The organism is Oceanobacillus sp. M65, assembly GCF_052246275.1.
In the GTDB taxonomy this organism is placed as follows: Bacteria; Bacillota; Bacilli; order Bacillales; family Amphibacillaceae; genus Oceanobacillus_B; species Oceanobacillus_B jordanicus.
Genome location: NZ_JBQQCJ010000004.1, coordinates 185,966 through 201,612 on the forward strand (window position 1 = coordinate 185,966; position 15,647 = coordinate 201,612).

18 protein-coding genes and 1 riboswitch are annotated in these 15,647 nt (G+C 37.2%); of the genes, 11 read left to right on the forward strand and 7 right to left on the reverse strand.

Features of this window, described 5'->3' with window-relative positions; genetic code table 11:
- Positions 1–55: 55 nt before the first annotated feature.
- From ACTWPF_RS16005 to ACTWPF_RS16055, 11 genes are all read left to right on the forward strand, one after another.
- Complete coding sequence (locus tag ACTWPF_RS16005) at positions 56–511, forward strand: DinB family protein (RefSeq protein WP_443149882.1); 456 nt, start codon at positions 56–58, stop codon at positions 509–511.
- Between the two features lie 100 nt (positions 512–611).
- Positions 612–1,289: a hypothetical protein gene (locus tag ACTWPF_RS16010; RefSeq protein WP_443149780.1), complete on the forward strand. Its 678-nt coding sequence runs from the start codon at positions 612–614 to the stop codon at positions 1,287–1,289.
- The gene (locus ACTWPF_RS16015) at positions 1,289–2,035 is read left to right on the forward strand and encodes a hypothetical protein (protein WP_443149781.1); all 747 of its coding nucleotides are present in this window, start codon (positions 1,289–1,291) and stop codon (positions 2,033–2,035) included. The genes ACTWPF_RS16010 and ACTWPF_RS16015 overlap by 1 nt, the downstream gene beginning before the upstream one ends.
- Before the next feature lie 119 nt (positions 2,036–2,154).
- The gene (locus tag ACTWPF_RS16020) at positions 2,155–2,970 is read left to right on the forward strand and encodes a nucleotidyltransferase domain-containing protein (protein ID WP_443149782.1); all 816 of its coding nucleotides are present in this window, start codon (positions 2,155–2,157) and stop codon (positions 2,968–2,970) included.
- Positions 2,971–3,102: 132 nt separating this feature from the next.
- Complete coding sequence (locus tag ACTWPF_RS16025) at positions 3,103–3,597, forward strand: phosphoribosylanthranilate isomerase (RefSeq protein WP_443149783.1); 495 nt, start codon at positions 3,103–3,105, stop codon at positions 3,595–3,597.
- 13 nt (positions 3,598–3,610) lie between these two features.
- Positions 3,611–4,180, forward strand: coding sequence for a DUF4256 domain-containing protein (locus ACTWPF_RS16030; RefSeq protein WP_443149784.1), 570 nt, complete (start codon positions 3,611–3,613; stop codon positions 4,178–4,180).
- Positions 4,181–4,224: 44 nt separating this feature from the next.
- Entirely contained in the window at positions 4,225–4,974 is a 750-nt protein-coding gene (locus tag ACTWPF_RS16035; protein ID WP_161465396.1) for a glucose 1-dehydrogenase, read from the forward strand.
- Between the two features lie 587 nt (positions 4,975–5,561).
- On the forward strand, positions 5,562–5,930 hold the full coding sequence (locus ACTWPF_RS16040) for an iron chaperone (RefSeq protein ID WP_106895876.1): 369 nt from the start codon (positions 5,562–5,564) through the stop codon (positions 5,928–5,930).
- 63 nt (positions 5,931–5,993) lie between these two features.
- Positions 5,994–6,302, forward strand: a complete 309-nt coding sequence (locus ACTWPF_RS16045; RefSeq protein ID WP_036577356.1) for a hypothetical protein — start codon at positions 5,994–5,996, stop codon at positions 6,300–6,302.
- A gap of 131 nt (positions 6,303–6,433) precedes the next feature.
- Positions 6,434–6,606, forward strand: a riboswitch (Lysine riboswitch).
- A gap of 255 nt (positions 6,607–6,861) precedes the next feature.
- Positions 6,862–8,247 (forward strand): Na+/H+ antiporter NhaC, encoded by a 1,386-nt coding sequence (gene nhaC / locus ACTWPF_RS16050; protein ID WP_443149785.1) that lies wholly within the window; start codon positions 6,862–6,864, stop codon positions 8,245–8,247.
- Between the two features lie 450 nt (positions 8,248–8,697).
- Entirely contained in the window at positions 8,698–8,898 is a 201-nt protein-coding gene (locus tag ACTWPF_RS16055) for a cold-shock protein (RefSeq protein WP_106895877.1), read from the forward strand.
- 159 nt (positions 8,899–9,057) lie between these two features.
- On the opposite strand, the gene ACTWPF_RS16060 is transcribed toward ACTWPF_RS16055, so the two are convergent.
- From ACTWPF_RS16060 to ACTWPF_RS16090, 7 genes are all read right to left on the reverse strand, one after another.
- The gene (locus tag ACTWPF_RS16060; RefSeq protein ID WP_443149786.1) at positions 9,058–9,846 is read right to left on the reverse strand and encodes a Gfo/Idh/MocA family protein; all 789 of its coding nucleotides are present in this window, start codon (positions 9,844–9,846) and stop codon (positions 9,058–9,060) included.
- Between the two features lie 171 nt (positions 9,847–10,017).
- Positions 10,018–10,875 carry a sugar phosphate isomerase/epimerase family protein gene (locus ACTWPF_RS16065; RefSeq protein WP_443149787.1) on the reverse strand — a complete coding sequence of 286 codons (858 nt, stop codon included), beginning with the start codon at positions 10,873–10,875 and terminating at the stop codon, positions 10,018–10,020.
- 95 nt (positions 10,876–10,970) lie between these two features.
- Positions 10,971–11,942 carry a Gfo/Idh/MocA family protein gene (locus tag ACTWPF_RS16070; RefSeq protein WP_443149788.1) on the reverse strand — a complete coding sequence of 324 codons (972 nt, stop codon included), beginning with the start codon at positions 11,940–11,942 and terminating at the stop codon, positions 10,971–10,973.
- Positions 11,939–12,949 carry a Gfo/Idh/MocA family protein gene (locus ACTWPF_RS16075; RefSeq protein WP_443149789.1) on the reverse strand — a complete coding sequence of 337 codons (1,011 nt, stop codon included), beginning with the start codon at positions 12,947–12,949 and terminating at the stop codon, positions 11,939–11,941. Before ACTWPF_RS16075 ends, ACTWPF_RS16070 begins: the two co-directional genes overlap by 4 nt.
- A gap of 452 nt (positions 12,950–13,401) precedes the next feature.
- Positions 13,402–13,680, reverse strand: coding sequence for an ROK family protein (locus tag ACTWPF_RS16080; protein WP_443149790.1), 279 nt, complete (start codon positions 13,678–13,680; stop codon positions 13,402–13,404).
- Positions 13,681–13,808: 128 nt separating this feature from the next.
- Complete coding sequence (locus ACTWPF_RS16085; RefSeq protein WP_106895882.1) at positions 13,809–14,621, reverse strand: carbohydrate ABC transporter permease; 813 nt, start codon at positions 14,619–14,621, stop codon at positions 13,809–13,811.
- A 14-nt stretch (positions 14,622–14,635) separates the two neighbouring features.
- Positions 14,636–15,565 (reverse strand): carbohydrate ABC transporter permease, encoded by a 930-nt coding sequence (locus ACTWPF_RS16090; protein WP_106895883.1) that lies wholly within the window; start codon positions 15,563–15,565, stop codon positions 14,636–14,638.
- Positions 15,566–15,647: the final 82 nt, after the last annotated feature.

A 15,647-nucleotide genomic window follows, 5' to 3' on the forward strand; every position in this document is an offset into this window, starting at 1 on the left:
GTTTAAAGTTGAAGATATACAAGGGTACTCGCCTCAAATAGGTCATTTGGTATCTATGATGAATTATACAAGGTATACAACATTAAAAGCGGTTGAAGGATTAACTGTTGAACAGTTGGATTATTTGCCACAAAAGAGTGGCAATTCAATTGGTGCGTTATTACTACATATGGCTGCGGTTGAATTTGGATTTCAAGTTGAGTTCTTTGAAAATAGAAAGCCAAATGAGCGAGAGACGGAAGAATGGGGAGCTGCTTATGAACTTGGTAAATTAGGCAGAGAGCAGATTAAAGGTAACCTCTTAAAATTCTATATTAAAAAATTGGAAGATGTTCGTAGTAGAACGTTGGAAGAGTTTAAAAGCAAACAAGATGAGTGGTTATATGAAGAGGCACCTTGGGGCGGTGTGTCTGCCAATAATTATTTTATATGGTTTCATACCTTTGAAGATGAATTAAATCATAGGGGCCAGATTCGGATATTAAGGAACACGCTACCTTCTAAACTTTAATGGTAAATATAATTTAATAATGATAGAACGAAATAAAATTGGTTAGAAGGTGTCTGGAATTAATATAAATTATACTTTTAATATAATAACGATTATAACGGTGGTTTTAGCATGGAGCGTCATTGCCTTTTTTACATATCGTATTTATAAGAAGCAAATGGTAAAACCAAAGACATGGAAGATTTTAATTGTTATCGTGGTTGGGCTTTTCTCATTCTCTATTAACTGGAAGATGTTTAACGCATTAATAGAGTTTGCGGTCCTGCCACTCGGTGTATGGATATTGTATTTATTTCTGAGAAGAAAGAATGGGCGGTGGCAGGTTTATCGTCCTTATGCCTGGTTAGGATTTTTTGCGAATTATCTATTCTTGGCATCTACTCTACTTGCATTACCAATCCATGAAGTTATTTATCCAAAAGATGATCCAACTACATATATAGCAAACTTTGATGACGCGTCTCTGATAACGATCCACCCATCAGGGAAGGAGGCTTCAATAGATAAAGAAACTCTATTGAATCAACTCCCAACCTTAGGTCAAGAAGACGTTGATAGTATCCAATGGTACGAGGATACAGTCATAGATATTGATTTAAATGAAATAAATGAACGTTTTCCTTATCAGCTCATTGGAACTTCACCTAAATGGGGCAGTGGTCTTCTTTCTATGATCTATATTGAAGCGGACGGAAAAGGCATATTACTTTCAACAACGAATGAACAACTTTATTTTAGCGCCGAAAAATCGGTTATAGAGGAGGTGGAGCAAAAGTAATGAAAAAAAGACTTTGGCTTATCGTAATTGGTATTCTAACTCTTGTAGTGCTTGCAATTATATATTGGTTTTATTTTTCTAAGCCCACTTCTTTTCCAACGAATGAACGACTAATTGAAGAAATGAATAACAGTTTTCCTAGTGCGGCAGCAAGCGAGATCCAAGACACGATTTCTGTTGATGACAACAATGTGCTTGTACCTTTTATTTCCAAAAACGATGACTACAGTTTGAGCTATTGGGTGTGGAAAAGACATAAATGGAGAATTGCCTCCATTGATACGAAAGGAACACCAATGCTTTGGAAAGTCGACAGAAATCACCCTTCTTCCTATAGGGTAGTATGGAATATCCATCCCGAAGATCAATTGAGCTATGCAGCGTTTTATTTACGGAAGGATAGAGGATACCATATTATTAAAGGGATAGAACATTACGAAGCAGGAGTACAAATGATGAAGGAAGTCTCCTTTGAAGAGAAATCATACGGCACATTGCAATTACCAGAGGAATGGGCGGCCTTTATGGGTTCACTTTCAGAATTTGTAGCAGCTAAACAAGAGGGTTCATTTTTTCATCGTTTTTTTCCCGAACAGTTAATATCTATTGGATGGATTCCATATGATCAACAGAATCACGAAGCATATCCAGAGCGTTCTGTAAATGGGAGCGGATTTTCAAATGAAAATGTGTATTTAGACTACTTAAGGATATTGGATGAAAGCGAGATTGAAACTGTGGAGTAATTCTAATTTTATAAATACATACATCATAAAGGCACTCCGGTGAATAAGATATTAAAAACCAAAGTTATATAAAGGAGTAAAAAACTTTTATCATTTAACTGTAAAGGGGAGAACATTAATTGGAGACTCTTAGAACTGGATACGGTATAGATGCTAATGGTTTTATTATAAGTGATGTGAGTACAGACAAGATTGATACCGTTTATATGCCATCCATCCAAGAATCAGTAGAGCGTCTTAGAAGAATGTTTCCTCAAAAGCTACACAGTGTCTATGTTTACGGCAGTGTAGCCAGGGGGGAAGCAATTCTAATAGAGTCAGATTTGGATCTTATTGCTATGTTTGTTAAAAAGTTAAACTCTGATGAGTTGGTTGAGTTAAAGAAACTTACAGAAGTACTTTCTCAGAAGTATCAAGATCTGGTTCGTGAGGTGGGCATCGCTATTGCCGATTATGACTATACGATGGATCCTTCAAGTTACTTTGAAAATGCCTTTCTTAAGAAAATAAGTGTTTGCGTTTATGGGGAGGATGTAGGAGATCATTTTGGGCCCTACAAGCTTACAGCCGAAATTCCCATCTCCTTCAACGGGGATATTGGTGATTCCTTAAAACGGGCGTTAAATAAATTAGAAGCACCATCGAACCAAGACTTCAACATAACTTCACAAGGTTTCGCACGAAAACTAATCCGAACATATTATTCGATGGTAATGGTTCGTTCTCAAATCTGGACTACTAGACTTCAACAACAAGCTCAAGTTTTCCTCCAATACTTCCCAGATAAGGAACCTATTGTTCAGACACTATTGAATTGGGTAAGTGAACCACCAACTAATCGTAAATATGTATATGCGTTGTTCAAGAAAGAGGGAGAGTGGGCCCGTGATAATTTTGCAAAGGAAGTAATAAAATCTTCTTATTCTAAAGAGTAGTAATTATTCATTGCCTCTAATTTAATTTTAAAAGGTAGGCTGTTATATGGTTTGCCTTTTCTGTAATTGTAAAAACGTTTAAGATACTCTTATGGTAATATTAAGTTAAAAACACTGGAGGACCAGGACTTAATGGATAAGGTTGCCGAGTTTATTCGCATCACCAAAAAACTAAATGATATGGATATTATTCCACTGTTGATGGGGTCAGTGGGTTTAGAATTTGTAACAGGTAAGAGTTGGCAGGCTCAAGACTTAGATATACATGTTCCGGGAGACAAAAGAGGGTGGGAGGTACCGCCTGAATTATCAATACATAATTGGGAAAAGATTGTTGAGGTAATGAGTTCAATAGGCTACACCTTAGTTGACTTACATGAGCATGAATTCTCAAATGGAGAGCTGTCTGTTGAATTTGGTATTATGGACACATTACCAGAGTTTGCAGGGGTGCCTTTAGAGGATTTAGAGATCCATCAAGAAGGGGATACTAAGTATTATTTATTAACTAAAAGACAATACTTAGCCGTTTATGAGGCTTCCTCCCTGGATAGTTACCGGGCAGAACAGAATAATAATAAAGACCTTAGAAAGATTGATTTTTTAAAAGATGTGATAGATAAATAAGGAGGGAATAAATATGACTCAGAGTAATAAGAATGAACTATCGCAAGAACTACGTGAAACATTATTAAATACATTGAAAGCACGTTTTGAAAAAAACATGCACCGTCATGAAGAGCTGCAATGGGAAAAGGTACAAGCAAAGCTTGAAGTGCATCCTGAAAAACTTTGGTCGTTGAATGAAATGGAAAGAACAGAAGGAGAGCCGGATGTTGTCGATTATGATGGCGAGAAGGACGAGTATGTTTTTTACGATTGTTCAAAGGAAAGCCCTAAAGGTCGCAGAAGTGTTTGCTTTGACCGGAGAGCCTTAGAGTCAAGAAAAAAACATAAGCCAGAGAATAACGCGATAGATATGGCTGAAGATATGGGTATTGAAATGCTAACGGAAACACAATATAGAGCATTACAAGAACTAGAGGAATTTGACAAGAAAACATCAACTTGGGTGGCAACTCCGGCTGATATTAGAGAGCTTGGCGGAGCTCTTTTTTGTGATCGTCGCTTTGGGCACGTCTTCCTGTATCATAATGGAGCGGAATCCTATTATGGTTCTAGAGGGTTTCGTGGCTCGTTAAGGATTTAATTGATATATATATGGAAAAACAAAATCTAGTCAGGAGAGTTTTTATGCCTAATTTAAAAGATCTTGTCATTCTCGTAACAGGAGCGAATCGGGGACAAGGGAAAGCAATTGCAGAACATCTAGCAGATTTAGGTGGAAAGGTAATCGTTGGTGCTCGAAATTACGAAAGTGCAATAGAAGTAGTAGAAGAAATAGGGAATGAACGTGCTTATCCAGTGCAATTGGATGTTACCAAGGAAAGTAGTTGGAGAACAGCGATTAAGGATATTGTCGATGAATTTGGGAGAATTGATGTATTAGTAAATAATGCTGGTATTTTAAAACGTAAGCCTTTTACGGAGATCTCGGCGGAAGAGTACCTGGAGTTAATTAACGTCAATCAAGTTGGGGTATTCCTTGGAATGCAATCGGTGATTCCTTATATGGAGAAGCAAGGAAAAGGTGCAATTGTAAATAATGTTTCGATATCTGCTTTTTCTCCTATAGCGCATTCTTCCGCTTATGCTGCAAGTAAAGCGGCTGTAGTGGCGATGTCAAAATCAGCAGCTATTGAGCTAGGTCCAAAAGGTATTCGGGTGAACATGATACACCCAGGTGGGGTTAATACCGACATGGCGAAAAATGGGGAAGAGGTTCCTGCATATTATCAAACTGTCCCATTAGGGCGGATTGGGGAACCAATTGAAATTGCCAAAGCTGTCGCCTTTTTTGCTTCTGATGAGAGTTCCTATTGTACGGGAGCGGAGTTGATTGTTGATGGCGGAATGACGCTGGGAAATGGTAATGATGAATGATTAAATAGTGTACAAACTTGGAGAGCTCATAATCTAATGGAGCTCTCCTTTTCCTTAAAGTTCAATGTAAGAAAGGAGGAGTAAAGAGCGAGAAGTAAAACTAGATCATTTCCTTCCCCAGCATGGGATCATTCGTGAGGGTGATGAAACAATTTCGAAAATTCATCTATTAAAGTGCTCCGCATCAATGTTACGATATACTTGGGTGCATACTCTTTTAAATGGATATTTTAATTCTTTAATATTCTCCTACATATTTTTTTACTACTTGCTGCCGGTCTTGTCGGTCAGATTTAGGGTAAATAAGTGATTTTAAAATTCGGTATTCAATGAGGTGATATTTTGGTAAATATATTGGAAAACGTATTTCAATTATCGGCTATTGTACTACTCTTATGCTCCTTCTATTTTTACCGACATTTTAAAAAGATTAAGAGAGAAAGGAAATTAACCGCAACTGAGCTTTCTGTCTATCTGATTACTCAAGTTGCTGCATTTCTATGCGCAGGGAGTTATTTCCTTCTATTCTTGGACAGGAACTTTGGTTAATAAGTATTTTTTTATCAGTAAAAATAGGAGGGAACACGATGGAAACGTTGGAAGAATATGTAGCGCAAATTGACCCACAACATAAAGAGAGAATGATAGAGGTTTTGAGTTGGGTAAAGGAAACCTTTCCTAATCTAAAGTCCAGAATAGCTTGGAACCAGCCTATGTTCACGGACCATGGCACCTATATTATTGGATTTAGTGTTTCCAAAAAACATTTAGCTGTGGCCCCAGAGGCGGTAGGAATTAACCATTTCGCCCATGATATTGTAGAGGCTGGTTATGATTATACAAAGCAGCTTGTCCGCATCCCTTGGGAAAGTTCTGTTGATTACACATTACTCGACAAGATGATTCGTTTTAATATGATGGACAAGGCAGAGTGTTCCACGTTTTGGCGGAAGTAAGGGGAAAGATGACCATAAACAGGAAATCTTTCTATATAATTTTCTAATTAAGGAGAAGTTTCGATGAATAGTAAGAAGAAAACAGGTATGATATTAGGTATTGCTTCCCTACTAATGGTGTTTATTTGCTTCATTATATTCCTCTTTAGGGGACCGAATCCTAATATTCATATAGACGCTACCATTTTTATTGTTTTATCAGCCATTGGAATTGTATTAGCTATCTTTTCTTGGATTAAGTCTAAACGACTTACCTTTTTAATTGTTGGATTGCTAGGGAATGGTGTTGTGATGGGGTTTGGATTTCTATTGTTATTAGCGATGGGGTTAAGTGAAGCAATGAATGAGGTAGACAGGAATCTTTTCTTATAGAAAGAATCAACTGGAATTTCGGTGTGAAAGAAATATATAACAAAACCAATCAACAAAAAACAATATTCTTGCAATTATAAAAGTAGACATGTATAGTTATACTGAAAAATTTAATAGTTACCTTACCAACTCGGTGAGGTAGAGGCGCGAACATTATCAGTAATCAATTGGAGTATGACATCAGAGATGATTGATGAAAGGGATGCTCGCCGAAGTGTAATAAGGGTCAAGCTTATTATTGCTGGGATGTCTTTTAACAAGAGGCATACTGTCATGCACGTCTGCATGGAGGACTACTGATCGAATGGAAGATACCATATTGTTAACAATGATAGGTTATTTTTCTATCATTGTTTTTTTGTGTGTTTTTTTAACCTCCATTGACGACAGAAAACGAATTTAGGATGGAGGTAAACTTAATGAAGAAGATATTTATCCCGGCATAACCAGACAAACGTCTTGCGTTTAAATTCAACCGCTATTTTAATTATGAATTTATTGGAAGAGAAGATAGGCAAAAAATGAATGCCTAAATATACTATACGAGGGGAAACTACATATGAAACTATCAACCTGGAAAGCCATATTACTACTCGTCTTATCATTTTCCGTAGTTTTAGGCGGAATTTTATATCTTGACGCACCCACCACGATTGTATTAATTTCTGCTGGGGTACTTGTTATTATTTTATCTCTCATTTGGGGGATTAAATGGAGTGAAATTGAAGAGGATCTTGTAGAAACATTAAAATCAATGCTTCCAGCGATATTAATTTTGTTAGCTGTTGGAATGCTAATTGGTGTTTGGATGTTGTCTGGAACCATTCCATTAATTGTGTTTTATGGACTGAAAAGTATTGACCCATCCTTATTCCTAATTATCACGGCAATTATTTGTTCGGTTATGTCCATTATGGCGGGAACCTCTTGGGGAACGATTGGTACAGTGGGTGTTGCGCTTATGGGCGTTTCCATTGGCCTCGGTATTCCTTTACATTACACGGCAGGAGCAATTGTAGTCGGAGCGTTTTTTGGGGATAAGCTATCTCCATTATCTGACACAACCATTATGGCGCCTGCTATGGCCGGCGTGCCAATCGTGGACCATATTAAACATATGCTGTGGACCACGATTCCAGGCTATATTATTTCACTAATCCTATATTTTATTTTAGGATTTCAATTTAATGGTCAAATTGAAAACAATGAGAGTGTGGAACTCATATTATCAACATTGAGCAATAATTTTACTTTAAATCCGATTTTAATTCTTCCACCTCTCTTAGTATTGGTGTTAATTTATTTTAGAAAACCGACACTTCCCGTATTCGGAGTAGGGATTATTGCGGGATGTCTGTTGGCGGTAATATTTCAGGGGAGAGAGCTGTTTGAAGTGTTCACTGCCTTAGATGGAGGCTATACTGCTTCCACAAACGTGCCAATTGTAGATGAGATACTTCAACGTGGCGGTATGTCGAGTATGTTAGGCACAGTCGCTTTGTTGATTAGTGCTGCTATTTTCGGATCTCCCTTAAAATCAGCAGGAGTAATACAAGTTTTACTTGATAAGATTGTCGAGTTTGCTAAGAGTGGGAAAGCAATGATGACCTCTAGTTTAACTTTACATGGCATTCTATTTACCATAACAGGTAGTTATTATGTAACATACGCCGTTATTGGTCCTATCATTAGTCCGTTATACGATAAATTTGGTCTGCAAAGAAAAAATTGGTCCAGAACGATGGAGGATACCGGAACCGCTCTATCTCCAATCATACCGTGGGGTGTAACAGGTGCATTTGTTGCAGATACTCTGCAAGTATCAACAGGAGAGTTCTTCCTCTATGCACCCATGACATACCTTGGAATTATCTTCGCGCTTATTTATATATTTAGTGGCATTGGGATTTCAAAAACCAAAGTAAATAAAGCAAATGCTGCATAACGTCAATTTACAGCAACAATACAAAGGGTAGCTTAAGCAGGCTACCCTCTGGATTTGTTTATTCATTCATAGACAATCTCATTCCCCCTTTAGCTAACAGCTTTTTAAAATAGATCAGATTACATGTTAGAACGGCAAAAATCAATGGAGATAAATATACTGCTGCTGAATCCCATCGATTTCAAGTAGCCATAATTGCATTAAATGTAGAGTATCTTCGATGATTAAAATTGACTACAAACTAAGGTTTTCTAGCTTTTAAATTCTTTCTTCAATAAATAATTTCGAATAAGACTTGCCAATCTAAATTTTATCTGTTATTCTAAAGAAGAATTATTTTTGTTCGGTCTCGATCTGAGAGGAAAGTATCGCAAGACACGCTTCACCTTTTATCTAAATTGAGCATTAATAGTAATAAATTGTGGGAATACCACGCAGGAGGAAACAAACATGCAACAAGGTACAGTAAAATGGTTTAACGCAGATAAAGGCTTCGGTTTCATCGAAGTTGAAGGTGGAGATGATGTATTCGTACATTTCTCAGCTATCCAAGGAGAAGGCTTCAAAACTTTAGACGAAGGTCAAGCTGTTTCTTTTGAAATTGAAGAAGGTCAACGCGGACCTCAAGCGACTAACGTTACTAAAGCATAATGATAAAAGGACTCTTTAATTAGAGTCCTTTTTTTTATGCTTTTTATGCTTAAACTAGGCTGGTGTACATAGAAGTTGAGCTAAATAAAACATGAGTTTTAACTTTTAAAATAGTTAAAAGATCATCCATTTACTACTTGATTAATGAACTTCTATCCTTTAAATACTAATAACTTTTTGTTTTTTCTGGGATTCATTGGCTGCGAGTGTAACTCTAAGAGTGTTCAGTCCATTTTCATAGTCTGACAGAATATACTTTTTATTTTTCGTTCTAACTGCTTCTATGAAAGCTTTATCTTGTTCTTCATAGAAATTTACTTTTGTATGGTGTGTTATAGTAAGGTCTTCCTCTACGATGGTTAAATTAGATCCGTCGAAGGATAAGCGAAAATTATTGCCCAGCAATTCTAATCCTATACGGTGATCTGGCTGGATAAAGGATGCATCCAAATGTCCTACTGCACCTGATTTCATTAAAAAGTTAACAGAGGTTACATCCGGGATATCAATATTAGGAATACCTAAAGGTGTAATCAGGCTCATATCTGCATGCACTGTTATAATGTCACCGGCTAGGTATCTTATGATGTCGACGATATGTGTGGCTTGCTCTACTAATTGCCCTCCTGATTTTTTCATCTCTCTGTACCATGGAGTATTTACAAAGGAAGTAAGATAATGACCTCGGACCATAGAAATCTGCTTATCCCGAAGATATTCTTTTGCCTTTACAATAGTGTCTAGATATCTTAAACAATAGCCGGTTGCACATAGAACTCCTGCTTCCTGAATAATCTCATGCTTATTTTCGGTAGTGGACACATCAAGACCAATTGGCTTCTCCACCATCAAATGTATGCCAAGCTGTGCTGCTTTTTCTTCTAGATTACCGTGTGCAAAGGGAGGGATGCAGATGTAAAGTGCATCCAGTTTCTCCTCCTTAAGCATAATATCTTCATCTGTATAATAGGCGGCTCCGTATTTTTCACCTGCAAGTTTTGCATTTTTTCAATTATGTCGCAAACCGCAACAATATTCGCGTTTTTATTTGCTGCGATATTTTTTAAATGGACGGTAGCGATCCCCCTACACCTACAAATCCTACGTTTATCTTTCCCATCACTTCACATTCCCAACTCTAGCAATATATTTATTGCCAAACTTTATAATTCTATCCAAATGATTTGATGTATCAACCGCCAACGAACCTGGGTCGATGTGATGAGGTGCCAATTCAGCTGTGATTGTGTCATCATACCCAATTTCCAGCAAAGCTTTATATACTGTCTTCCAATTTACATCTCCTGACAACAACGGAACAAATCCAGTAATGTTACCAACAGCAGTGCTAAAGTCTTTGACATGTACTTTTTTAATACGCTTACCTAAAATTTGAATCCATTGATCAGGATATCCAAACTGTAGCACATTTCCGACATCGAAATATGCGCCCACATTATCAGATTCTAGCTCATCAATGTAGCGTGCCATTTCGAGAGGTGATAATAAAAATTTATTCCAAACATTTTCTATTCCAATTACCACACTATTTTTTTCTGCAAAAGGTATAATTTTTCTCAATTCTTCTTGACTACGTATATAACAGTCAATATAAGAAGTGCTTTCATCAACTACACCAGGAACAACAAGAATTGTGTCCATCTGCATCACATTTGCTAATCTAATTTGTTTCTTCACTACTTCCCTTCCTTGCTCCCGCACCTCTTCCCTAGGATCGGAAAGAGGTGTTTTCCATAACAAAGAGGTAGAATTACTTCTCAATTTCAAATTATAGGATGATGCAAGTTCAACGATATTTTTTGCCTCTTCAATTGTTGTATCCATGGTTAGTCCAACATCCCCATAAGAATTCAAATTTAACTCCACTGAATCAAATCCTGCTTCTCGGCTGTATTCAAATACTGTTTCAAGAGGAGTCCCTGTAGGAAAACACCATTGATTAATCCCTTTTAACATAAACTATCCTCTCCTTAAAATATATGTTTTCAGTACAATAATGCTCTTATCTAAATAAGTCTAAATAAGAAAACTGTCAAATGCTTCATTATTATTTATTTTACTTTTATAGGTTCCTGTTTCTTAGATGAATTATAGGCAGCAATAGCTACAGATAAGGCTTTGATACCGTCTTCTCCGGTAATGGAAGGATCTCTTCCATTACGAACACTTGAGATAAAATCTTCCACCAAATCCCTGTCCATATTGTCACCCCAAAAATCCCAATGTACACCATCGTTGTTGTATACATTTGTTTTTTGTCCGAATGCATCCACAGTGAGTGTACCTCTGGTTCCCACTACCTCCAGTGTTACATCTCCCCATGTAGGATAACTTTTATTTTTTGACCAACTACAGTCTAGGGTGGCAAACATATTATTATCGAATTCCATAGTTAGCAGTCCGCAGTCATCAATATTATAATCCGAAATCAGGTTCCCGACTTCTGCGTATACTTCTTTTACTTCAGCACCAGTATACCAACGAATGATATCAACTATATGGACCGTATGATCGATAACTGCTCCACCACCAGCCTTTTGTGGGTCGACAAACCAGCCACCTGGATTTGTGCCGCGGTTAGTACCTTTGATTGCAACGATATTTCCCAACTGGCCGCTATCAATTATCTTCTTTCCCTTCAAGACAGGTGTATTGTATCTAACAGGAAATGCTGTCTGTAATTGCACATTATTTTCTTTACATACATCAATGATGGCTTGGGCATCTTTAAGGGTATGGGCTAATGGTTTCTCGCATAAGATGTGTTTTCCTTTTCTTGCTGCTGCAGTAACATGTTCATAATGATTGCAGTTTTCGGATGTAACAATTACCGCTTCAATAGGCTGGTTCAATAAATCTTCATAATCTAAAAAATGAACTGTATCAAATTGATTAGCAACTTTTTTGCCGCGGGTTTCATTTTTATCCGCAATTCCAAGTAAATCTATTCCATCTAATTGAGTCAGTGCTTCCGCATAGCTGAATGCATGACTGTGAGCAAAACTTATGATTCCGACCTTCATAAAACAACCTCCTTTTCTTTATTATTTAGAACAACTGCTTTTCCTGATTCAATAGATTCCAGTGCAGCTATTGAAATTTCCATTGCTTTATATGCATCCTCTGCAGATACTACTGGTTCATCATTAGTATGGATACAATTAATAAAATGCTGAAGTTCTGTGAAATACGGACTGTCTTTCATGGGACTTTCAGGAACAGCAACCCCTTCATTTGATGCAGTTTCTTTTTGACTTGCTACCACTGGAGTTGTTTTGGCACTATCATATTCAACAAGGCCCTTCTTACCTGCAATTTCAAATTTAGTAGAAAATCCTTGGTGTGCCCAGGTTCCTTCTACGTGGGCAATAACCCCACTCTTGAAGCGTAATGTGACTAATGCATATTCAATTTTTTCAAAAACTCTTGCTCTACTGCTTTTTGCATAGACACGGTCCACTTCACCAAAACACCACCTTAAATAATCAAAGTCATGAATAATCATATCTAAAACCAACCCGCCACTACTTATAAAATTTGAGTACCAATCATTGGAGGCAACTGGAAAAACTCCCCCTCTTGTAGTACGGATAATTGCCGGGTCTCCAATTTTTCCTTCATCAACTATTTGTTTAGCTCTTACATATTCAGGGAAAAACCTGACAACATGGCCGACAAATAATTTTACCCCTTTCTCTATGCAATAATTGATCATACTTCTTGCATCTGATAGCGACCGTGCTAAAGGTTTTTCACAAATTACATGTCTATTGTCATCTGCTATCTTCATGACATAATGTTTATGGACTGGTGTAGGTACACAAACAGATACTACATCAATGTCATTAATACTACTCACTGCTTCGTCATATGTTTGAAATGCTTCTGTGCCCAGCTTCTTTGCCAGCACTTGAGCTTTAGCCAAATTGATATCAACAATTCCTACTAAAGCCACGTTTTCCATTTTTGTAAAAGCAGCTGCATGAGTGCTGCCCATTGTTCCTGCTCCGAGAACGAGTGTAGTTAACATGTTATTCTCTCCTTATTAGTTATTATTCCAATGTAACTTGCTGATCATGTTTACTTGTAATTTCTTCCCAGAAGAATAAACCTGAAGCGCCCATTACTCCTGCATTGAACTAAGTGCAGATCTTTTAATTTCCACATAACTAACCAATTGCTCAATCCCATATCTTAAAACTTTTTCTTTTATGGTAGGTAAAATGAACTCAGACATGTCCATGACACCACCACCAAAAATACCACTTCGGTATTAAATAAATGGATCAGACTGACGACTTCAGTCCTAGTACTCTCCAGCTTCTCTAAACAATTTAAGGGAGAGTGAGTCCCCTTCTTGCTACTCTCTTTATTCAGTAACCTGTTATCTATTGTCAATTACTGACAATACCTGAACCTATACCAGTACTAACAGTTATATAAATCATATTGTACTTTTTATTCCCGGCCCCATATTCATTCTCAAATTGCTGTGGCATTAGCATCATTGGATAGCTTCACTGGCAATTGAAAATTTTCTTGGAACATAGAGCCGATGGAGAAGCTTTTTAATCCTAGATTATTTGTATAATTGATGATTTTTTCTTCAGAATCAATAATCCCTGCAGTTGCTCCCCCAATTCCTTTTATCCTACCTTGCTCGACTTTATTTTCTGTGAGCAGGATATTTATGAAAAAAAGGATGTTAACAGTTGTTCCGCTTTGTCCTTTTGCTAAAGACTCGTCATTCAAATTTACCAAGTATTTCTCCGCTTCTGGAAATCAGAGCTGCAAGGATTTTTGTACCTACCAAGTCTAGACCAATAGCTAAATCTCTCGCCTCAACTATTAAATTTTCTCATAGTAACATATGAGTATAATTTACATTCTTACCTTCTGACACCCTGCAAAGCTATACCAGTAACAAGATATTTCTGTAGTAAGACAAACATGATTAGCATTGGGATCGTAGACATTACTGCACCAGCCATAAGTAATGGGTAGTCAGTGGAGTATTGGCCCTGAAATGCAGCAATTCCAACAGACAATACGCGCATATCCTCTGAGCTTGTCATGATAAGGGGCCATAAAAAGTCGTTCCACGATGCAAGGATAGTGAAGATCCCTAGTGCAATCAATGCTGGGGTTGCATTTGGTAGGATTACTCTCCAGTAGATGCCGAAAAAAGAACATCCATCCATTGTGGCAGCCTCGTCCAGCTCTTTCGGAATACCCATAAAGAACTGTCTCAGCAAAAAAACACCAAATGCACTGAACATACCCGGAACGATCAATGCAAAGAAAGTATCGATCCAACCTAGATGTGTTAGAATTCCGTAGTTTGGGATCAAGATGACCTGCATAGGGACCATCAAAACAGATAGAATTAAGATGAACAGGGTATTTTTTCCCGGAAATTCCATTCGCGCGAAAGCAAATGCTGCTAGGGAACATAAAAACAATTGAGCTAAAGTTCGACCTAAGGTTAAAAATATAGTATTAGCATAATATTTAAGGAAGTCTACACTTTCAAACACATTGAAATAGTTTTCAAACATCAGATTGTTCGGAAAGATTGTTGGAGGTACTTGCATGCTTTCCGAGAATGTTTTTAGTGATGTCATGATCATCCATAAAAATGGGATGATCATGATAAAAGCACCAATAATCAGTAATATATGGTTAGCTAACTTAATTTTCATTTTTATCACTCCCTTTAGCCATCATAATGAACCCACTTTTTTTGAAAGACAAACTGGACTATAGTGACCGCTAATATTGCTAGGAACAATAGGAAAGCTTGGGCAGATGCCCTCCCCATTTGCGAATATTCAAATCCATACTCGTAAACGGCGTATACAACAGTTCTTAACGGTTCCAATAGCGCACTACTGTCACCAATCATAATGAAAATAAGGTCAAACACTTGAAGGGAGCTGATCATGCCAGTGATAAAAACAAAAAATAGAGTTGGTGTTATCAATGGCAAGGTAATGCTGAAAAACTGCCGTACCTTTGAAGCACCGTCAATTTGAGCGGCTTCATAATATGTCTTTGAAACACCTTGAAGGCCTGCAAGAATCAGAATGACATTATTTCCTACAGTCATCCAAACATATACCAAAATTACAGATAACAGTGCTATGTTGGGGTCAAACAGCCAGGAAGGCTGAGGGAGGTTGAAAATCCCTAATAAATAATTGATCAAGCCGTAATCTGTATTATAAAGCCATTTCCAAACCATACCGACAGCAACCGGCATAGTTACAACAGGTAAAAAATATAACGTTCTGTAAAACACCATTCCTTTGATTTTCTGGTTTAACATTACAGCTATTATCGTTGCAAAACCCGCTGATAAAGGTACAGATATAGCGGTAAATATAAGAGTATTGATTATGGAACGTATAAATGATGAATCATGAAGCAATGAGATAAGATTTTCTAAACCGATATATGCAGGGGCAGTTAATCCGTCCCATCTTGTAAATGACAACAGAAAGGAAGCGACTGCAGGAAAGATATAAAATACAGCAAGACCTAATAGTGTCGGTGCGATAAATAAGTAGGCCCAAACTGCTTCACGGCTAATTTTTTTCTTTTTATTTATTGCATTGTTTTTCTTTGAAAAGGATGCAGTACTCAAGTTTACTTCTCCTTTCGTAAAAGTATGGTAGATTTATTCCTCAAAAAGAATAAACTCTTAAACTGAAACTTCTATTAGGTGT